This is a genomic window from Humibacter sp. RRB41 (genome assembly GCF_022761015.1).
GTDB lineage: Bacteria > Actinomycetota > Actinomycetes > Actinomycetales > Microbacteriaceae > Humibacter.
The window spans coordinates 192036-211874 of record NZ_JAKWJQ010000003.1; the positions used below are offsets into that span (position 1 = coordinate 192036).

Below are 19839 nucleotides of genomic sequence, written 5' to 3' on the forward strand. Positions count from 1 at the left end.
TGAAGCGGGCCCTGTTAGATGTTGCCCTCGGCGACCGCATTCCGGATCCACGGGATGACCTCGTCGAGCATCTCGTCCAGGGTGGTCGTCGCCTCGAACCCGAGTACTTCCTTGGCCTTGGAGACGTCGGGGACACGCTTCTGCACGTCGTGCTCGAAGCCCGGGTCGTTGACCAGGCGCAGCGGGACATCCGGTCCGTTGATCTTGTGCCAGATCACGTCGGCGAGCTCCGTGACCGTGTGGCCTTCGGCGGTGGAGATATTGAAGTCGTTGTTGTACGCGGCGCTGTGCTCCAGGCTCAGCACGATTCCACGGGCGAGGTCACCGCCGTAGGTGTAGTGCCGGATCTGGTCGCCGTCTCCCAGGATGTGCAGCGGGTCCTGGCCCTTCAGGACCTTCTGCACCAGGTCGGGCACGACGTGGCTCATGGCGAGCTTGACGTTGCCGGAGTTGATCTCCACGTCGCCGAGGGCTCGTGATTCTCCGATGCCGACGCAGTTGAAGGGGCGCAGGATCGTGTACGGCAACTGGTACTGATCCCAGGCGGCGCGAGCGAAGTACTCGACCGCGAGCTTCTGGAAGCCGTACGACGAAAGCGGCGGAGGAACGAGGCGCTCGTCGCCTTCTTTGCTCGGCCAGCGGTCGGTCGACTCGAACACCATCGACGACGACATGTAGGTGACCTTCTGCAGTCGCCCGGTGTTCTTGCGCGCTGCGATCGCGGCATCGACCGAGGAGGCGATGATGCGCTCGTTCTGGGCGATCAGGTCGTACGCGTAGGTATGGAAGTACGAGATGCCGCCGATCAGCGCCGCGCCGGCGATGAAGTGATCGACGTCGGAGAGCAGCTCGGTCATCAGCTCGGTGTCTTGTACATCACCGACGACGAGCTTGTAGCCCGGGTTGTCGTCGTACGACTTCTTCACTTCGCCGTACTTGGAGTAGTTGTCGACCCCGACAACGTCGTAGCCCTTCGACAGAAGCTCCTCGACGATGTAACCGCCGATGAAACCGCTCGATCCGGTGACCAAAACTTTCGTCATTACGTGTTGTCCTTCATCTCGACGTTCTGGGATTTGGCCTTCAGCTCATCCAGGGTGAGCTCTGGGCCATAGGCGAAGCGGTACCAGCGGAGGTACTTCGGTATCCACTTGCCAAGCTGGAAGTTCGACTGGCCGACCGTGCGATCGAGCCAGATCGTGGGAATCTCGGCGACCGGCCGACGCAGTCGTTTCGCCTTCGCGGTGAGTTCGAGGCCGATCTCGAACCCGTCCCGGCTGTCGATGCCCACCTCGCGGACGAACTCGCTGTTGTAGGCCTTGAACGAGTTGGTCGCATCGCGCGTGCCGATTCCGCACCAGAAGTGCAGCGATTTACCTGCCGTGCGCGAGAGGAACGACTTCAGTCGTGGGCCCCCGACCTGTTGCCCGCCGGCCATGTACCTGGATGCCGCTGCGACGACGACGCCGCGTTCGACAAGCCGTACGAGGTCGTCGATCTGCCGTGGGTCGTCGCATCCGTCGGCCATCGTGACCACTGTGGTGCTCGCCGTTGCGTGGTCGATGCCGAAGCGAATGGCATTCGCGGGTCCGCGGCCATAGTCATTGATCGCGATCGATACCCGCGAGTTCGTCTCGTGAATGCGGTTCACGGGCTCGACGGTGGTGTCGGTCGGGGTGTCGACGACGACCAGCACCTCGTAGTCGAGCGTGACGGCCTCGACGATTCGTTCCAGCCCGGGAACGATCGCGCTTCCCTCGTTGTAGGCGGGGATGACGATCGAGACCCGTGGGTTCGCGGACTTCGTCACACTCGCACCCCGTCGCCGAGAAGATTCCAGATGTCGGCGACGGGCTTTTCGGTGCGAACACCGCGGTATTCCGCATGCGGAGTGGCGATGACGAGGATGTCTGCCTTGGCGAGCACGGCATCCAGCGGCAGAAGAGTGTCGTCGGTCTCCTCGGTGACGTACGGATCGGTCGCGATGACCGCCTTCGCCTTGAACTTCAGCACGCGGCGCAGCTTGTACGACAGGCTGGAACGAATGTCGTCCGAGCCCGCCTTGAACGCCATTCCGAGGATGCCCACCGTGAGGTTCTCGAGGTCGTACGACTTCTCGAGCTGCGTGACCACGTACAGCGGGAGACCTTCGTTGACCAGCATGGCGGAGTGGCCGAGCGAGAACTTGTTGTCGCTGAAGGCGGCGAGCTGCATGGTGTCCTTGAACAGGCACGGGCCGGCAGCGAATCCGGCACCAGGCATGTCCTGAGCACGCGGATAGTCGTGCGTGAGGCCCTTGCGGATGCGCTCGAAGTCCAGGCCACGATCGTTGGCCATCATGTAGAACTGGTTCGCCGCGGCGAACTTGATGTACCGCCACGTGTTCGTGAAGAGCTTGGCCAGTTCGGCTTCCTCCGGCTCGAGGTCGACGATCTCGTCCGTCAGCGTCGAAAACAGTTCCGCCGCGCGTCTGCGGCCTTCTTCGGAATGCGACGAGACGATCTGCGGAAGCGAGAAGAGCTCCTCCATCGCCTTGTGTTCCGCGATGCGTTCAGGGCAGAACGCCACCTCGATGTCGAGGCCGAGATCTGCGATGGTGCGCTCGACAAGAGCCGTGACGCCCGGGTAGACGGTGCTGCGCAGAATGAGGAGCTGACCGCTCCTGAAATAGTCGCTCGAGGCGAAGAGCGCCTCGGGAATGGCGTTCGGGTCGGGGTTCAGATGCTCGTCCACCGGGGTGCCGATCACGACGACGACGTTGCGCGCCGTGGCGACGACTGCAGGATCGGTGGAGGCTGTCAGCCTGCCGGCATCGATCGCCTTGCGGAGCACCGGCTGTGCGCCCGGTTCGCTGAACGGCAGTTCCCCACGAAGGATCGTCTCGACGGTGGTCGCGTTGATGTCGTAGACCACTGTTCTCGAACCGCGGTCCGCCAGGGCGATGGCGAGCGGGAGCCCCACGTGGCCGCCGCCGCCGATGACCACGACGTCGTTCTCAAAAGTGTCAGCCAAGACGGATCCCATCAAGTCGGGGGAAGGGTAGAGCCAGTCAAGAATATCGGCTCGCAGCCGATGCCTAGACCACGCCAAGCTCGGGGCTCATCGCGTGTGATCAACTCGACGCATCCGCGAAAGCGTGCTTCGGCACGAACAGCAGCAGCACGGCGCAGACGGCTGCCGTGAGACCGCAGACGATCCACACCACGTAGTACCCGCTGAGCGTGCCGGCGGTATTGGTGGACGATGCGTTCGGGTTGGCCAGCGCGATGCCGAAGACGGCGGAGGCGATCGCGCCGCCGACCGTCTTCACCGAATTGGTCAGCCCCGTCGCGACCCCCGTACGGTCCAGCGGGGCAGCGGATGCCGCGGCCGCCGGCAGCGCTGCAACGAGCGCTCCGGAACCGAGGCCGGCGATCAGCATGTTGACGAGCACCTGCGTGTAGCCGGTGTGGAACGGCAGGAACAGCAAGTATCCGAGGGCGACGAGCACGCTCGCGCCGACGAGGGCGATCCGCGGCATGATCCAGCGTGTGACGACGGGAAGCAGCATCGCACCTGCGACGAGCGCGATGAGATAGACGCCGACGAGGATCGAGGTCTGGCCTGCCGTGGCGCCCAATCCATATCCGTATTTGTCGACATCCGTTCGCGCGAAGGTGGAGAGCGGCACCTGAGCGCCGAGCACGCTCACGCCGAAGAGGCCCGCGGTGACGAACACCGGCCAGAGGGACGACGATCGGAAGAGACGCACGTCGACCAGCGGCTCGCGCTGCCGCAGCTCGTAGAGGGCGAACGGCACGAAGAGCGCGACTCCGATGAGCACGACGAGCCACGGCCAGACGGACGCCGGGCCATCCAATCGCAGCAGGCTGAGGCCGCCCGTCACGCCGAGCAGTGCGAACGTGATCAGGATGAGGCCACCGGTGTCGAACGGCGACTTGATCGCGCGTCGGGCGACGGCATCCGCCGACTCCTTGATGCCGAAGAGCACGACGAAGAAGCAGATGACGACGGCGATGGCAGGCACGAGAAGCAGCACGGGCAACGGCGCAACGCCGTCGAGGGCGCCGGAGGAGAGAGCGCCCGCGATGGCGCCGATCTCGAGGGCGCCGACCAGGAATCCTGCGGAACGGCGCGTCAGAGCGGACGGCGTTTCGTGGCCCTGGCTGCGGGTGAAGACGATCGCGATCTCCAGCGGAAGCCACACGACGTAGAAGCCCTGAACGGCCCACGCGATGAGGAACAGCCAGAAGACGCCCGAGAACGCAAGCCCGAGCGACGCGACGGCGGTGATTCCGGTGGAGATGAGGAGCATGCGACGGTGGCCGACCAGGTCGCCGAGCTTCGCGAATGCCGGAACGGCGATGGCGGATGCCGCCAGCTGCGCCGCCTCCAGCCAGTTCAGTTCAGGATCGGGTACGCCGAGGAAGACGGCGATGTCGTGATAGAGCGGCGTGTAGTAGCCCTGGAGAATGCCGGAGGTGAACTCGACGAACACCAGGAAGCCGACGACGCCGGCGATGGAGCGCACGCCGATTCTGCTCGTGGGGATGACGGACGACATGCAGCGGCTCCTTCGCCGGTTCGGGTTGCCGATGCATCCTAACCGACGTCGCACCGCGCACTGAGCGAGGAAGGCCCCGGGAGGGAGGCGGATCAGACGGTGGGCGGGAGGGACCGGATGAGGGTGCGGTAGAAGCGCTCGCCGCGCTGCAGGGCATCGACCGTGACGTGCTCGTCGATGCCGTGGATGCTTTCGCGCTGCTTGCCCGTCATCGTCAGCGGAGCGAACCGGTACGTCGCGGCGCAGATCGCATGGAAGTGCCTGCCGTCGGTGGCGCTCATCTGGATGTAGGGGATGCTCGGCGTGCCAGGGTAGGCGTCCGTCACCGCCGCGGCGATCAGTGCGAACTGCTCGTTGTCGTTCGGCGAGATCGGCGACGGATCGGAGTGATCCTCGACGCGCACAGTGACACCGGCATCATGGATGATCCGGCGCACCCGGCGCGCGACACTCACGGCCGAATCGCCCGGCGCTATGCGCACGTTGAGCACGGCGGAGGCCTCTTCCGGCAGCACGTTCGCGGCGGTTCCGCCCTCGAGAATCGTCACGGCGACGGTCGTGCGCACCACGGCCGCCGCCTCGCCTCCCATCGAGGCCAGCACCCGTGCGCCGAGCCAGGGCACGGCCGCGATGATGCGCAGCAGGTACCGCATCGAGCCGGTGGCGCCGCCGGAGAACGCACGGAACATGTCGCGGGCGACGGCGGGCATCCGTGCCGGGAAAGGATTCGAGCGCAACCTGCCTACCGCCCGGGCGATGCGGTCCGTCGCGGTGAGCTTCGGGGGAGCAGAGGCGTGACCCGGCTGCGAGGTCGCGGTGAGCCGCAGCGTCGCGATGCCCTTCTCGGCGACGCCGATCATCGCGGCATCCATGCGGATGCCCGCCAGCGGCTCGTCCACCACCGCGCCGCCCTCGTCGAGCACGATCCACGGCCGGATGTCGCGCTGAACGAACAACGCGACGGCCGCCTTCGCCGCAGTGCCGTACGACTCCTCGTTGCCGCCGAGCCACAGGTAGACGTCGCGCTCGGGCACGTAGCCCCGCGCGAGAAGGTTCTCTGCGGCATCCAGCAGCACGCAGACCGCGCCCTTGTCGTCGAGCGTTCCGCGGCCCCACACCGTGCCGTCGACGATGTCGCCGGAGAAAGGCCGGTGAGTCCAAGCATCCTCGTCGCCGACGGGTACGACGTCGTAGTGCGCCATCAGCACGGCGGGTGAACCGGTCGTGCGACCGGGCCAGTGGAAGAGGAGTCCGAAGTCGGTGACCTTCTCGAACTGCAGACTTTCGTGCACCAGCGGGTACGACTCGAGCAAGAGCGCCTCGAAGTCGTGGAACGGAGCCGCGCCGGTCTGCTCGACGTGGGCCGAGACAGTGGGCACCTGCACCATGCGCGAGAGCCGTTCGGCGATGCCGTCCCTGGCCTCCGTGGTGCTCATCCGACCAGGGTACCGGCGGTACTGGCGTCCTCGACTCGAACGTCAACCTCTGGTAGGGGTTCGCGCATACCGGGGAGGGACGCGATGCTTCCCTCGATTTCGGCACGCTTGATGCAGGGCGATCATCCGACGCGGTGGCCGCCCGACGACGTTCAGAGAAAGACGTTCAGAGAGAGGAGAGCAGATGGACTCCATCAACGCCTTCGTCCAAGCGGCGGTGTGTACACCGTGGGTCTACCTCGTGATCGTGCTCGCCGTGCTCATCGACGCCTTCTTCCCGCCAGTGCCGAGCGAATCCGTCGTGATCGCCGCGACGGCCGCCGCGGTCTCGATCGGACAGCCGAACGTCGCTCTGGTCGTCGGGTGCGCCGCTCTCGGCGCGATCGCCGGCGACAACATCACATTCGCCATCGGACGCCTCGTCGGCATCGACAGGTTCGCCTGGATGCGCCGCCGCCGAATGCGCGCTGCCCTCGACGCCGCCTCGCGCGGCATGGCGAAGCGGCCGGCCGTGATCCTGATGACGGCGAGATACATCCCGGTCGGACGGGTGGCGGTCAATCTCGTCGCAGGGGCATCCGGCTTCCCTCGTCGCCGCTTCTTCGGCCTGTCGGTGATCGCCGGGGTGACGTGGGCGGTGTACTCCGTCGTGATCGGACTCGTCGCAGGCCACTGGCTCCACGGCAGCCCCGTGCTCGGTATGCTCGTCGGCGTCGCCGCTGGAGTGGCGACCGGGGTGCTCATCGACCTGGTGATGCGTCTCGCGCGTCGACGGGCTGCGGTTGCCACGACGACGGACACGACGCCGCGGGCCTCCATGGTGCGTGTTCCCGAGTGCAGTGAGGCGGAATGAGCATGTCGGAAGCGATCGGAGCGAAGTCCGAGCGTCACGTCGACACGGTGCAGCTGCTTCTGTGGGCCGTTGCACTGTGCGGCGTGGCCGTCACCGTTCCCGTGCAGGCGAGCCTCGGGGCGACCTATTACGGCGTGCCGGTAGTGATCGCGCTGCTGCTCGCAGTCGTGCAGGGTGCCGCGATCGTGGTCAGTCTGCTGCAGCCGCTTGTCGCGGTCATCCTGAGCGCGGCGGGGCTGCTGGGGTTCACCCTGCTGTCGCTGCCCCTGCAGCCATGGCCGGTCGCGGTGATGTCGATGATCGCGCACTGTCTCGTCATCCTTCTGGTGTCCATCCGCACGGGATGGTGGCTCGGTCTCGTCGGAGTGGTCGTCGCGGCCGGCGGCGCCTTCGCGGTGGCGCTCGACATGGCGCGCTCGGACTCCGGCGCCGTGACTGCTGACCTCATCGTGTTCACCGCGCTCAGTGGCATCTGCCTGCTGCTGGGCGCGCTGATCAACCAGTGGGCAGGGGTGCGAGAGCAGCTCGTGCAGGAGCGCGCGATCTCTGCAGCCGAGCAGGCACGCCGCGAGGCAGTGGAGGAGCGCACGCGCCTCGCTCGGGAGCTGCACGACGTCGTGGCCCACGGCATGAGCGCGATCCAGGTGCAGGCATCCTCTGCCCGCTACCGCATCCCCTCGCTGCCAGACGACGCGGCGGCCGAGTTCGACGACATCGCGGCTCTGGCACGCACGTCGATGGCCGAGATGCGCACGTTGCTCGCTGTGCTGCGCAATGAGGGCAGCACAGCCGAGTCCGTTCCGCAGCCGGGCGTGGCCGACATCCCCCAACTGGTCGGGCTGGCTGCCAGGGCCGGCGCCCGTGTCAGTCTCGACGACGGCATTTCGCCAGAGGATGCCGCAGCGTTCGACCCCGTCATCTCGCTCACCGTCTATCGCGTGGTGCAGGAATCCCTGAGCAACGTTGCCAGGCACGCCACCGGCGCCGACACGCTCGTCACCCTGCGATCGACAGACGGCGTCGTGAATGTCGAGGTGCGCAACGCGGCACCCGATCTGGCGCAGGATGCCGCAGGCGGCGCAAGCGAGATCGGCGGAGGACACGGCATCCGCGGAATGCGCGAGCGAGTCGGCCTGCACGGTGGCACCCTGGAGACGGACCACACCAACGACGGCGGATTCGTGGTGCGTGCCAGAATTCCACTCCTCACCGGAAAGGACGCCACGTGACCGTTACTGTGCTCGTCGCCGACGACCAGGCGATGGTGCGTGCTGGCTTCTCCGCGATCCTCGATGCGCAGAACGGCATCCAGGTCGTCGGCCAGGCGGCCGACGGCCTCGAGGCGATCCGCTTCGCCAGGGAACTGCGGCCCGACGTGGTGCTGATGGATGTGCGCATGCCGAACATGAACGGCATCGACGCGACGCGCGAACTCGCGAACCCGACGCGGGGCGAGCCGCATGTGCCGCGCATCCTGGTGCTCACGACCTTCGACGCCGACGATTACGTGTACGACGCGCTCGCCGCGGGGGCGAGTGGATTCCTCCTCAAAGATGCGCTGCCCGACGAGCTCGTGCACGCCGTGTTGGTCGTCGCAGCAGGAGATGCCCTGCTCGCGCCCAGCGTCACCCGGCGCCTGCTCGAGCGCTTCGCAACGCAGCGGCCTGTCGCACCCCGCAAGGCGCAGGAGCTCGCGGACCTCACGGAGCGTGAACGGGAGATCCTCGTGCTGATCGGCACGGGACTGTCCAACGGCGAGATCGCGGCACAGCTCTTCATCGCGGAGCAGACCGTGAAGACGCACGTCAGCCGCATCTTCACGAAGCTGGGCGTGCGCGACCGGGTTCAGGCGGTCATCCTCGCCTATGACGCGGGGCTGGTGGAGCCCGCGTCCTGAGGGTGTACCGCGGTACGGGTGCTGAATGGCTCCGCGCGGTGATTCGGGCGGTCACACCTGATTCATACGTTCTCCTCGGCGGTCCGAACGGGTCGCACCTGAGGAGCGTGCATCGTGACCGTCATCACCCGATCCGCCGCAAAGCCGGCGACGCCCGACAGCCCACAGGGCCGATCCGCCGGCCGGGACTCCGCTGTGGACCTCGCCAGAGCCTGGTGCCTGACCGTCGTCGTCGTGCTCCACGCACTCATGGTCGGCGTGACGGTCGGAGTCGACGGGCCGGTTCTCGAGAACGCGCTCGAGAGTTGGCCAGGGCTCGCGCCGTTCACCTGGCTGGTGCAGATCATGCCCCTCTTCTTCGTGCTCGGCGGGTTCTCGGCCTTCACTCAGTGGTCGAGGCTGAGCGCGCAAGGGATGTCGGCCTCCGGCTACGTCGGAATCCGGATGCGCCGCCTGCTCGGCCCGTCCGTCGTCGCGATCGCCGCGATGGTGGTGACGCTCTCGGCGCTGTCGACGTTCGGCATGCCGTCCGACCTCGTCGCGGTCGCGGGCTTCCGGCTCAGCCAGCCGCTCTGGTTCCTCGGCGTCTACGCCGGCGCCACCGCGCTCGTGCCCACGTTGGTCTCCGTGCATCGCCGTGCGCCCGTTCGCACCCTCGCCGTGCTGGTCGCTCTTGCCGTCGGCGTCGACGTGGTTCGGGCCGCCACCGGGCTGACCGCGATCGGCTACCTCAACCTCGCGTTCGTGTGGCTGCTCGTGCAGCAGCTCGGCTTCTGGCTCGCCGACAACAGGCTTCCCCGCCCGCGTGCTGCAGTTGCGGCCATCGCCGTCGCCGCATATGGGCTGCTCGCGCTGCTGTGCGCGACCGGGGTGTTCTCGTTCGACCTGCTCGCCGACCTCAACCCGCCATCGTGCGCTCTCGTGCTGCTCGGCGTCGGTCAGCTTGCGCTGTTCGAGTTGTGCAGGCCTGCGCTGCGCAGGATGCACGGGCTGCGGTGGGTGGGCGTCGTCGCCACCGCGATCAATCTGCGTGCCATGACCATCTACCTGTGGCACATGCTGGTTCTCGTGCTGGCCGCGGGCGCACTGCTTCTCGTCGGCGCGCGCCTGCCGTATCCGCTGAGCTCCGAGTGGTGGGCCTCTCGCCCGTTGTGGCTCGCGTGCGTCGTCGCGGCCGTGATGCTCGTGGCGTTGGGCGCCGGACGGTGGGAGATCGCTCGAGCCGGCTCGAAGGAAGCGGGGGAGACGGGGCGGGTGGCGGCATCCGTCTCGCCGGTGCTCGCCATGGCCGGTGTCGTCGTGCTGCTGGTGACCGGGTTCAGCATCGCGGGAGGAGTGATGGGGTTGACGTTGTTTGCGAGCGCGCTCGCACTGGCGTCGGGAACCGAGCAACGGATCTCAATACGCGTCAGTGGCGTGGGCGCCAGTCGATCAACGGGGAATGGGCGGTGGGCACGTATAGGTTCCGCGCCAACGCAGACTCAGGTGAGTTCCGGGCCGATGGAGCGTTGATCCGCTTGACGCGGCCGTGCTCGGTGTCCGACTGTTGTGTCCATGCCGACGCCCGTGAATGCGGCTGCTGCGGCGATGCGGCGGACAACGACACGAACGATGTCGCATTCCTCACTTCGGTCGTGAAGCGGGTCGAGGCGCGAACGAAGATCGACCCGAAAAGGGTCTATGTCACCGGATTCTCCAACGGCGCGATGATGGCGTACCGGCTCGGTTGCGAGACGGATCTGTTCGCTGCGATCGCGCCGATCGCCGGTGATGTGGAGAGCGGCTGCAACCATCCCGCTGCCATCAATGACGTCCTGGCCGCGTGGAGGTTGCTGCATACGGGGCCGGGAACAGCCCCGCGCGCGGCAGCGGTCGCCGGTGATTCGGCGGGCGGTGGCCTCGCGGTCGCGCTGCTCATCGCCGCCCACGACATCGCCGAGTACGAGGCTCGGGCGGCCGTACTGATGTCACCGACCATCGATCTGACAAGCTCGGGCGCGTCGATGTCGGAGCGGATCGACCAGGACCCGATCTCCACACCAACCCTGTTGCAACAACTCGCCGCCGACTATCTGGCCGGAGCGGACCCCCGAACGCCGCTCGCCTCCCCATTGTTCGCCCCTTTAGCGGGACTGCCGCCACTACTGGTCCTGGTCGGCACATCCGATCTGCTGCTCAGCGACTCCGAACGATTGGCGGAGGCCGCCTCGGGCGCGGGCGTCGACGTCGAGTTGCAGGTCGGCGATGGCCTGCCCCACGTCTATCCTCTGATGCTCGGCACTCCCGAGGCCGCAGCAGCGACCGAAAGAATCGGCCGGTTCCTTCGCGATAGAGTCGCCTGACGTCGAGCCGCAGTGCTTACTGGCCCGCAGCGGGATCCCTAGTTGAACGTGACATGGTGTGCCCGTCTAGGAACTAGCTATCAGAGCGCCGCTAGCTGGTCGAACGCGGCTTGTGTCTCGGCGCCAAGCTGGTCGGGGCTCGTCGCCCGACGTCGGGCTATCTGATAGCAGGCCAGTGCTACCTGGCCGGCGAACACCGCCGTGGGTTCACTCGTGCCACGCCCTACGAGAAGCTGAGTGAGTCGATCGGCGATCAGCTGCGTCTTCAGGGCATCGTGTGCGCGCAACTCAAGGTGATTCTCGACCAGCTCGTAGTGGAGTGCATAGCCGTCGATGTTGTTGCTTGCGTAATCGCACAGGGCGATGACGATCGCCCGCAGCTGCTCGACGGCCTCCGCAGCGGTGCGGGCGGGGCCGACAGATTCGCCGGCCGCAGACTGGGTGATCCGTTCAAGTATCTCTTCCTCGTGGGCGAACACAACCTCGGCCTTGTCAACGAAATATCGAAAGAACGTGGTGCGTCCGACATCCGCTCGGGCGGTGATGTCGGTCACGGAGACATCGTCGAAGCCTTTCGCGGCGAAGAGCTCGTCAGCGGCTTCGATGATGCGCTGCCGGACGAGACGCCGTTTGCGCTCCCTGAGGGACTCAACAGCGGGGATGGTGTGCGACACGATTCGAGACTACACGTAAAAGGTACTCAACACCTTGTGGAACTAAGTCTGTTACGGTATCGAGTACCAATACGCGTCCACGAATGGGCGACGTCGATGCCCGCACCCGCTGCCTGCCACATAAAGGAACCGTCATGACCGAGTCGCTCACCATTACCCGTGTCACTCACAGCTGTCACCTGATCGAGATCGGGGGGCTGACGGTGCTCACAGACCCGTGGTTCTCACAGAAGACCTTTTACCACCCCGGCGAGCCAATCGCCTTCCGACCGGAAGAACTGCCACACCTCGATGCTGTCGTGATCAGCCACGAGCATTACGACCACTGCGACCTGCACGCGTTCAAGCGTTACTCGGACAAGGACGTACCGATGATCGTCGCCGGTCCCGTTGTCGACATGGCGAGGAAGGTCGGCTTCACCAACGTCACCCCACTTGAGGCGTGGGAGAGCACGAACGTCGGCGACCTGACTTTCAACGCAGCCCCCGGCGAACATGGCGTTTACGAAGTCACGTATGTGATCGCGGGCGGCGGCCGCAGCGTCTACTTCGCGGGCGACACGCTCCTCACCCCGGAACTGCTCACGCTGACCGACCGTTTCGGTCCCCTCGACGTGACCCTGCTCCCGGTCAACGGTCTCCATATACGGATGGCGGGAAACAAGCAGGTCGTCATGAACGCCGAGGAAGCCGCCGAACTCACGTCAGTCCTGCGCCCGAAACTGGCAATCCCGCAGCACTACGCCTTCACGGCCGGCCCCATCGGCGACCGCCTCATCCTCAAAAGCGACAAAGACCCGACGCTCTACGTCGATGCCGCCCGCCGTCTCGTCCCAGACGTTCCCGTCACGGTGATCAAACCGGGACAACGTCTGGTCGTTCCAGCATGAAGTAGCGGAGCGATGTTCGCCGGCCCGAGCGTGTGACTGATCTCGCTAACGTGGCCTGATGCACGGGAGCGCCATCTCGCACGAACCTATAGGGCGGTAAGCGTCGGCATCAGCTCGTCGAGGAGCTCGATCGTGTTCTGCCATCCGGTGACGGCCCGCGTCGGAACGCCCATCGCAAGCACGGGGTAGTCGTTGCCCTCCGGGTCGAGGCGGTCGCCGATGAAGAGCATCTCGGCGAGGCGGATGCCCGTGAGCTCGGAGAGCTTGCCCATGCCGTACGCCTTGTCGATGCCGCGCCGAGTGATGTCGACGGAGGTCGAACCGCCTGAGCGCACCTCGAGGTCGGGGAGCAACTCCTGCACGGCGGCGCGGAGCGTGTTCTTCTTCTCACCGCTCGGATCCCAGGCGACCTTCGCAGCGACCGGAGCCGACTGGCCGAGCGCCGAGAACGTGATCTGGGATCCTCGATCCTCGAGGATCGGTCCCCAGGTCTCGGTCTCCCAGTACCCGAGACGACGGGCCTCGGACTCGACCGCGGCCAACGCCCTGGTCTTCTCGTCGTCGCCGAGATCTTGCGAGTAGATGCGCGTCCACGCGCCGCCGGTGAAACGGAAGTACTGCGTGCCGCAGGTCGGCATCAGGTGCAGGCGCTCGAGCGCCTGCGGCGTGGCATCCGTCAACCGCTCGACGACCTGGGCCGAGAACTGGCCGAACTGGCCGCCGGAGATGATGCACACCGGCACGACGTCGAGCAGCGCGATGATGCGTTGCGCCATCGCCGCATCGAGAGGGGACTTGGATGCCGCGAGCGTGTCGTCGAGGTCGAACGCGACGAGGCGCGGGGGAATGGTCATCGTGATCCTTTATCCGGGGTCGACGGACGATATCAAATACTGCTCACAACTCGGCGTGGAGCTTCCACACGAGCTCGGCCGAGCTTCGCCAGCTGAACGCCGCCGCACGATCCATGCCGGCGAACCGCAGCCGTTCGCGTAGGCCTGCGTCGTTCAGCACCTCGGCGATGGCGTGGCCGAGGCGAGTCGGGTAGCCGTCGGCATCCTCACGGGCGACGGTGACGCCTGCGCCGAACGACACCTCGAGCACTGCCGGATCGTCGGAGTGCACGACGGGCGTGCCGAATCGCATCGCCTCGATCACGGGCAGGCCGAATCCGGATGCCAGGTTCGGGTACACGAACACCTCGGCCTTCGCCAGCACGACGGCCAGGTCGGCGTCGCCCAGCGTGCCCAGTGTGCGCACCCGGCCCTCGGGAAGACCGGCCTCCATCGCCACTGTGCTGACGCGCTCGCCGCGGAACTCCTCTGGGCCGACCACGAGCAGCGGGATGGCGGCGAGAGCCGGATCCTTCATCGCCGCCACCAGCTGACGCAGACCCTTGCGCGGGTCGAGGTTCGAGACCGTCGCGATGTAGCGCTCTGGCAGCCTGAGTGCGGCCGTACGGGCATCCGTGTCGCTCGGCAGTTGCAGGGTGTCGGACGGCGCACCACCGATGACCCGGATGCGATCACCCAGCTTCGCCACCTCGGCGAGCTGTTCGGCGACGGCGTGGGTCGGAACGACGATGGCGTCCGCGAACTTGCGCGCGCGCTTCACCATGGCCTTCTGCCACGCGGCCTCCACGACGCCGACGGAGTCCGGCGCGGTCCACGCGGATGCGTCGTGGATCGTCACCGTCGTCTGGTCGAGCCCCTCGGAGGAGTCGTGCTTGAACAGCGGAGCCAGCAGGCTCGGCGCGTGGATGAGCCCGCCTCCCAGCGGAAGCTTCACGCCCATCTGCCATGCCAGCGCAAGTTCGCGCGATCCGACAGGCAGCGCGTGCACTCCGGCCAAGCCGGGAAGCAACTGCTGCAACAGCCGCCGATCGGTGTCGTTGTGCGCAGCGATCACGCCCTCAACCACGCAGCCCTTCGGAGCTGTGGCGACGAGCTGCTTGGTCAGCTCGAGGCTGTACCTCGATACGCCGTCCGGCACATCGGTGAGCACATCGTCAACGATCACCCTCAGGGTTGTCATCGAACACCTCTCGATCGAACGCGTCGGCCAGAGCGTCACGCCAGTCTCGCATCTCGGCGAGCCCCGCCGCCTGCCAGGCGGCGTGGCCGAGCACAGAATAGGCAGGTCGGGCCGCCGGACGCACGAAACTCTCGCTCGTCGTCGGCTGAACGCGGTGCGGGTCGAGCCCCGCGAAGTCGAAGACGGCCCTGGCGAACCCGAACCAGGTGGTCTCGCCGCTTGCCGTGCCGTGATAGGTGCCAGCAGGCGCATCCGAGTCGACGAGCGACACCAGCTGCTCGGCGAGATCCGCAGTCCATGTCGGCTGACCGCGCTGGTCGTCGACGACCGTGACCGTCTCGTGCGACTGCGCGAGCCTCAGCATGGTCTTCGCGAAATTGGGTCCGTGCGCGCCGTACAGCCATGCGGTGCGCACGACGAACGTGCCATCCGGATGCGCCGCCAGGGCCAGTTCCTCACCGGCAGCCTTCGTGCGCCCATAGGCGTTCAGGGGGTCGCGCGGGGCATCCTCCGGGTAAGGCGTCGTCGCGTCGCCCTGGAACACGTAGTCCGTCGAGATCGTGACGAGCTTCGCGCCGGCCTCGCGCGCCGCGATAGCCAGATTCTCGGTGCCGAGGGCGTTGACCGCGTAGGCGAGATCTTCGTGCGTCTCGGCGTCGTCCACCTTCGTGTAGGCGGAGGCGTTCAGCACGACGTCGTGGCCTGCGACGGCATCCAGAACGGCCGCCCTGTCGGTGACGTCGAGCTCTGCCCGCGACAGCGCCGTCACGTCGCGACCGGCGAGGGCGCGGCCGAGATCACGGCCCAGCATGCCGGATGCCCCGGTGACGAGATACCGCACCGTCACTGACCCTGCGCCTTGTAGCGGTCCTCGGTTGCGCCCTTCTGCGGCGCCCACCAGTCCTCGTGGTCCTTGTACCACTGGATCGTCGCGGCGAGCCCGGCAGCGAAGTCGCCGTAGCGCGGGCTCCAGCCCAGCTCGTCGCGCAGCTTGGTGGAGTCGATCGCGTAGCGCAGGTCGTGGCCCGGGCGGTCGGTGACCAGATCGTAGGCATCCGCCGGCTGCCCGAGCTCCGTGAGGATCAGCTCGACGACCTGCTTGTTGTTCTTCTCCCCGTCGGCCCCGATCAGGTAGGTCTCGCCGATGCGGCCCTTCTCGAGAATGGTCAACACGGCCGAGGAGTGGTCGTCGGCGTGAATCCAGTCGCGCACGTTCTCGCCCGTGCCGTACAGCTTGGGGCGCTCGCCGCGCAGCACGTTCGTGATCTGACGGGGGATGAACTTCTCGACGTGCTGGTACGGCCCGTAGTTGTTGGAGCAGTTCGAGATGGTGGCCTTGACGCCGAAGGACCGCACCCACGCACGCACCAGCAGGTCGCTGCCCGCCTTGGTCGACGAGTAGGGGCTGGACGGGTTGTACGGGGTGCTCTCGGTGAATCGCGCAGGGTCATCGAGCTCGAGATCGCCGTAGACCTCGTCTGTCGAGATGTGGTGGAAACGGGTTCCGTGCTTGCGGGCGGCCTCCAGCAGCGTGAACGTGCCGACGACGTTGGTGTGCACGAACGGCTCGGGGTCGTTCAGCGAGTTGTCGTTATGACTCTCCGCCGCGTAGTGCACGACGGCATCGTGCTCGGCGAAGAGGCGGTCGACGAGCGGTGCGTCGGCGATGTCGCCCTCGACGAACGTGAATCGATCGGAGGGCAGGCCGGCCAGTGACGCGAGGTTGCCCGCGTAGGTGAGTTTGTCGAGAACGGTGACCGTGTGATCGGTGTTGTCGAGCAAGTAGTGGACGAAGTTCGAGCCGATGAAACCGGCGCCGCCGGTGACGAGGATCTTCATGCGTGTGAGCGCTGCTTTCTGAGGTCGTGAGGCCAGCGCCGAGTCTACCGAAGGGCGGTTGGTAGACTTCCGCGGTGCAATCCAGCAGGTCGTCGGTCTCTGTCGTGACCTGTTACAAGCACCCCGACTATGTTCGTGCGCTCACCATCAGAGCCGCCCTCGAGGCAGGCTCCGAATTCGACGATGTCGTCACCGTCAAGAGCTCCAGCAGGGGGGCGCTGCGCTACGCACAGGTCACCTGGGCGCTGCTGCGCCAGCGCTTCACGGCGCGGCCGGATGCCTACCTCGTCACCTTTCGCGGCTACGAGATCCTGCCTGTCGTGTTGCTGATCGCGGGTCGGCGCCCCGTCGTCTACGACGAGTTCATCAACCCTGTCGAATGGTTCGTCGAGGAGCACCACAAGTTCGCGCCAGGGTCGCTGCCGGCGAAGGCGCTGCGCGGCGTGATGCGGTCGTTCATGAAGCGCACGCGCCGCATCCTGGCAGACACGCACTCGCATCTGGTGCATTCCGCTCAGCTGATGGATCTGGAGCAGAGCCGCTACCGCACCGTGGTCGTCGGCACGGACGAGCAGACCTTCCGCGCCATTCCGCCTCGAAAGGCGACCGACGAGTTCGTCGTGCTCTATTACGGCTCGATGCTTCCCCTGCACGGGCTCGACTTCGTGCTCGGCGCGGCTGTGGAGTTGAAGGACTCGCCCGCGATCACCTTCCGCTTCATCGGAGGCGACGAGGATGACCGGCGCAAGGTCGAAGCTGCGGCGGCGGCCGGGGCATCCGTGCGGTATCAGCACTGGGTCGACTACGCCGAGTTGCCTGGCATCTTCGCCGAGTGCGACCTCTTTCTCGGCGGACCCTTCGGGGCCACCGTGCAGTCCCGCTACGTGATCACGGGCAAGACCTACCAGTTCCTCGCCGCCGGGCTTCCCGTGATGATCGGCGCGAACGAGGAATCGCGGGTCTTCACCCATCGAACCGATTCTCTCATCGTCGAACAGGGGGATGCCGGCGCCATCGCCCGAGAGATCGAATGGGCCGCAGTGAATCGCGAGCGGTTGAACGAGATCGGGCAGCGCGGTCGCGAGCTCTACGACGAACGCTTCTCGAGCGCCGTCGTGCAGCGAGAGCTGAAGGGGGTCTTCGAACCGGCGACCGGCTCACTCCCGACCGACGCAACGACCTCGAGCGAAGGCGGACCGCGATGAGCGAGCAACGCGAGACGGATGCTCCGCAGGCGGTTCCCGAGCCCACGAGATCGCGAGGTCAGCACCTTCGCAATGTGCTGAAGCTGGTGGCGTTGGTCGTCGTCGTGGCGTTCATCGTCTGGTACGTCGTGCAGAACTGGAACGACGTCGTTCCCGTTCTCGCCACCCTGACCTGGTGGCAGATCGTCGTCGCGCTGATCTGCGCGTCGGGCGGCGTCGTGGCATCCATGTTGTCGTGGCGCGCCGTGCTGAGCGGCATGGGATCGCATCTGGGGTTTCGTCCAGCCGCGCGCGTGTTCTTCCTCGGGCAGCTCGGCAAGTACGTGCCAGGCAGCATCTGGCCGATCGTCGCCCAGGCGGAGCTGGCCAAGGAGTACGGCACGCCGCGTGCTCGTGGGGCCGTCGCACTCATCGTGCAGATGATCGTGAGCGTGGTCGTCGGCACCCTGTTCGCGGCGGTGTGCCTCGTCGCGTCGTCGCCGGCAGCGGTGACCGAGTACTGGTGGCTGGTGGTGCTCGCCGTGATCGGGATCGTCTGCGTGATACCTCCGGTCTTCCGGCGCATCATGCGGATCATCTGCAAGGTGATCCGCCGCCCGGCCGACGAACTCGACGGCCTCACGTTCGGCGACCTGCTCAAGGCGAGCGGTTGGAGCCTGGCGATGTGGGCGCTCTTCGGCGTGCACATGGTGGTGCTGTCGCTCGCCGCGGCACCGCTGTCGATGCAGCTTGTGCTCACCGCCGCTGGAGGTTACGCGCTGGCCTGGCTGGTGGGCTTCGTGATCATCTTCCTGCCGGCCGGCGCCGGGGCGAGGGAGGCGGCGCTCGCGCTGGCGCTCGCGCCGGTGATGGGTGGTCCGGCAGCGGTCGGACTCGCACTGGTCAGCCGGTTCGTGATGCTGGCGATTGACCTGATCTTCGCGGGGGCTGCCGTGCTGGCAGAGAAGGCCCGGCAGCGACGGGCGGCGTAGACGGGACTCTTCGACTCGCTTCGCTCCCTCAGAGAGCTGGGGTGGGCTCGCGCAGGGCTGGGGCGGCGGAGCGGCTAGTCGGCGACCGGGGTCTCGTAGCGCGCGAGCTTCTGCAGCTCGAGGGCATCTTCGTGCAGCACCCGGTTGATGCGTGTGAGATCGGCGACCACGCCGATCGCGAACGAGAGCAGCGCGGCGCTCATCGCCACAGTGCCGATCAGAAGCGACTGGATGTGCTGTCCCGGCTCGTGAGTCGAGACCACGATGATGTAGCGGATGAAGGGGATCAGCCCGATCACCGCGAGAACCGCGCCCAGCCAGGCGAAGATGAGGTACGGCCGGTACATCACGAACGCGCGGGCGATCGCCAGCCCCGACTGGAACATGTGCTGCCAGATGTTCTTGAACAGCCGCGATTCCCGGGTCTTCGCGTTGGTCATGACCGGAATGCTGGAGACCGCCAGGCGCTTGTTGCCCGCCTGGATGATGGTCTCCATGCAATAGCTGAACTTCGTGACGATGTTCAGGCGGATGAGGGATGCCTTGCTGTACGCGCGAAAGCCGCTGGCGGCATCCGGGATCTTCGTTCCCGCCGCCTTGTTCACCGTCCAGCTGCCGAAGCGTTGCATGAGCTTCTTGAACGGCGAGAAGTGTGCGATGGTCGCGGTCTGCCGATCGGCGATGACGATGTCCGCCTCCCCTCGGAGGACCGGCTGCACCAGGTCGCCGATGCGGTCCTGCGGGTACTGGTTGTCGCCGTCCGTGTTCACCACGATGTCGGCCCCGTGCACGAGCGCATAGTCGATGCCATCTTGGAACGAACGGGCGAGACCCTGGTTGCGCGTGTGGCGCACGAAGTGGGTGACTCCGAGTTCGCGCGCCACATCGATCGTGCGGTCGCTGGATCCATCGTCGATCACGAGAATCTCGATGTCGTCGACGCCGTCGATCTGCTGAGGGATCGTCGACAGCACCAGCGGGAGAGTCTCTTCTTCGTTCAGGCAGGGAATCTGAACGAACAACTTCATAGGGTCTTCCTCGGGTCGGGGAGAGGTGGCACCACGAACACGGTGTCACCCATTCAAGGGTAAGCCAAAGGGCTGTGGGTGCCTTATGAGGCGAATCTGGAGACCC

Annotated in this window: 19 protein-coding genes; 8 read left to right on the forward strand and 11 right to left on the reverse strand. The window is 66.3% G+C overall.

What is annotated here, in order from left to right:
• Positions 1-14 precede the first annotated feature (14 nt).
• The 5 genes from MJ603_RS09545 to MJ603_RS09565 all read right to left on the reverse strand — a co-directional run bounded on the left by MJ603_RS09545 (position 15) and on the right by MJ603_RS09565 (position 6000).
• Positions 15-1043: an NAD(P)-dependent oxidoreductase gene (locus tag MJ603_RS09545; RefSeq protein WP_243063479.1), complete on the reverse strand. Its 1029-nt coding sequence runs from the start codon at positions 1041-1043 to the stop codon at positions 15-17.
• Positions 1043-1810, reverse strand: a complete 768-nt coding sequence (locus tag MJ603_RS09550) for a glycosyltransferase family 2 protein (RefSeq protein ID WP_243063480.1) — start codon at positions 1808-1810, stop codon at positions 1043-1045. The genes MJ603_RS09545 and MJ603_RS09550 overlap by 1 nt, the downstream gene beginning before the upstream one ends.
• The gene (locus tag MJ603_RS09555) at positions 1807-3012 is read right to left on the reverse strand and encodes a nucleotide sugar dehydrogenase (RefSeq protein ID WP_243063481.1); all 1206 of its coding nucleotides are present in this window, start codon (positions 3010-3012) and stop codon (positions 1807-1809) included. Before MJ603_RS09555 ends, MJ603_RS09550 begins: the two co-directional genes overlap by 4 nt.
• Positions 3013-3112: 100 nt before the next feature.
• Positions 3113-4564 (reverse strand): MFS transporter, encoded by a 1452-nt coding sequence (locus MJ603_RS09560; RefSeq protein WP_243063482.1) that lies wholly within the window; start codon positions 4562-4564, stop codon positions 3113-3115.
• Positions 4565-4656: 92 nt separating this feature from the next.
• Positions 4657-6000 (reverse strand): M20/M25/M40 family metallo-hydrolase, encoded by a 1344-nt coding sequence (locus MJ603_RS09565; RefSeq protein WP_243063483.1) that lies wholly within the window; start codon positions 5998-6000, stop codon positions 4657-4659.
• Positions 6001-6184: 184 nt separating this feature from the next.
• Here MJ603_RS09565 and MJ603_RS09570 point away from each other — a divergent pair, with 184 nt between their 5' ends.
• The 5 genes from MJ603_RS09570 (at position 6185) to MJ603_RS09590 (ending at position 11092) form a co-directional block, all read left to right on the forward strand.
• The gene (locus MJ603_RS09570) at positions 6185-6853 is read left to right on the forward strand and encodes a DedA family protein (RefSeq protein WP_243063484.1); all 669 of its coding nucleotides are present in this window, start codon (positions 6185-6187) and stop codon (positions 6851-6853) included.
• 2 nt (positions 6854-6855) lie between these two features.
• Entirely contained in the window at positions 6856-8082 is a 1227-nt protein-coding gene (locus MJ603_RS09575; protein WP_243063485.1) for a sensor histidine kinase, read from the forward strand.
• The gene (locus tag MJ603_RS09580; protein WP_243063486.1) at positions 8079-8750 is read left to right on the forward strand and encodes a response regulator transcription factor; all 672 of its coding nucleotides are present in this window, start codon (positions 8079-8081) and stop codon (positions 8748-8750) included. The genes MJ603_RS09575 and MJ603_RS09580 overlap by 4 nt, the downstream gene beginning before the upstream one ends.
• Before the next feature lie 114 nt (positions 8751-8864).
• Positions 8865-10262: an acyltransferase gene (locus tag MJ603_RS09585; RefSeq protein WP_243063487.1), complete on the forward strand. Its 1398-nt coding sequence runs from the start codon at positions 8865-8867 to the stop codon at positions 10260-10262.
• 122 nt (positions 10263-10384) lie between these two features.
• Positions 10385-11092, forward strand: coding sequence for an alpha/beta hydrolase fold domain-containing protein (locus MJ603_RS09590; RefSeq protein WP_243063488.1), 708 nt, complete (start codon positions 10385-10387; stop codon positions 11090-11092).
• Positions 11093-11172: 80 nt separating this feature from the next.
• Here MJ603_RS09590 and MJ603_RS09595 read toward each other — a convergent pair whose 3' ends face one another.
• Complete coding sequence (locus MJ603_RS09595; protein ID WP_308220584.1) at positions 11173-11766, reverse strand: TetR/AcrR family transcriptional regulator; 594 nt, start codon at positions 11764-11766, stop codon at positions 11173-11175.
• A 134-nt stretch (positions 11767-11900) separates the two neighbouring features.
• On the opposite strand from MJ603_RS09595, the gene MJ603_RS09600 reads away from it, so the two are divergent.
• On the forward strand, positions 11901-12656 hold the full coding sequence (locus MJ603_RS09600) for an MBL fold metallo-hydrolase (protein WP_243063490.1): 756 nt from the start codon (positions 11901-11903) through the stop codon (positions 12654-12656).
• 86 nt (positions 12657-12742) lie between these two features.
• On the opposite strand, the gene MJ603_RS09605 is transcribed toward MJ603_RS09600, so the two are convergent.
• Genes MJ603_RS09605 through rfbB form a run of 4 tightly spaced genes read right to left on the reverse strand, consistent with a single transcriptional unit; the run spans position 12743 to position 16529 of the window.
• Positions 12743-13510, reverse strand: coding sequence for an HAD-IIB family hydrolase (locus MJ603_RS09605; protein WP_243063491.1), 768 nt, complete (start codon positions 13508-13510; stop codon positions 12743-12745).
• 43 nt (positions 13511-13553) lie between these two features.
• Positions 13554-14690, reverse strand: a complete 1137-nt coding sequence (locus MJ603_RS09610) for a glycosyltransferase family 1 protein (protein ID WP_243063492.1) — start codon at positions 14688-14690, stop codon at positions 13554-13556.
• Positions 14665-15531: a dTDP-4-dehydrorhamnose reductase gene (rfbD, locus tag MJ603_RS09615; RefSeq protein WP_308220589.1), complete on the reverse strand. Its 867-nt coding sequence runs from the start codon at positions 15529-15531 to the stop codon at positions 14665-14667. The genes MJ603_RS09610 and rfbD overlap by 26 nt, the downstream gene beginning before the upstream one ends.
• A gap of 2 nt (positions 15532-15533) precedes the next feature.
• Positions 15534-16529, reverse strand: a complete 996-nt coding sequence (rfbB, locus tag MJ603_RS09620; protein ID WP_243063493.1) for a dTDP-glucose 4,6-dehydratase — start codon at positions 16527-16529, stop codon at positions 15534-15536.
• A 74-nt stretch (positions 16530-16603) separates the two neighbouring features.
• Between rfbB and MJ603_RS18760 the strand changes: the two genes are divergently transcribed.
• Both MJ603_RS18760 and MJ603_RS09630 read left to right on the forward strand, forming a co-directional pair.
• Positions 16604-17734 carry a glycosyltransferase gene (locus tag MJ603_RS18760; RefSeq protein WP_243063494.1) on the forward strand — a complete coding sequence of 377 codons (1131 nt, stop codon included), beginning with the start codon at positions 16604-16606 and terminating at the stop codon, positions 17732-17734.
• Positions 17731-18705 carry a lysylphosphatidylglycerol synthase domain-containing protein gene (locus MJ603_RS09630; protein WP_243063495.1) on the forward strand — a complete coding sequence of 325 codons (975 nt, stop codon included), beginning with the start codon at positions 17731-17733 and terminating at the stop codon, positions 18703-18705. Before MJ603_RS18760 ends, MJ603_RS09630 begins: the two co-directional genes overlap by 4 nt.
• Before the next feature lie 74 nt (positions 18706-18779).
• On the opposite strand, the gene MJ603_RS09635 is transcribed toward MJ603_RS09630, so the two are convergent.
• Positions 18780-19733: a glycosyltransferase family 2 protein gene (locus MJ603_RS09635; protein WP_243063496.1), complete on the reverse strand. Its 954-nt coding sequence runs from the start codon at positions 19731-19733 to the stop codon at positions 18780-18782.
• Between the last annotated feature and the right edge of the window lie 106 nt (positions 19734-19839).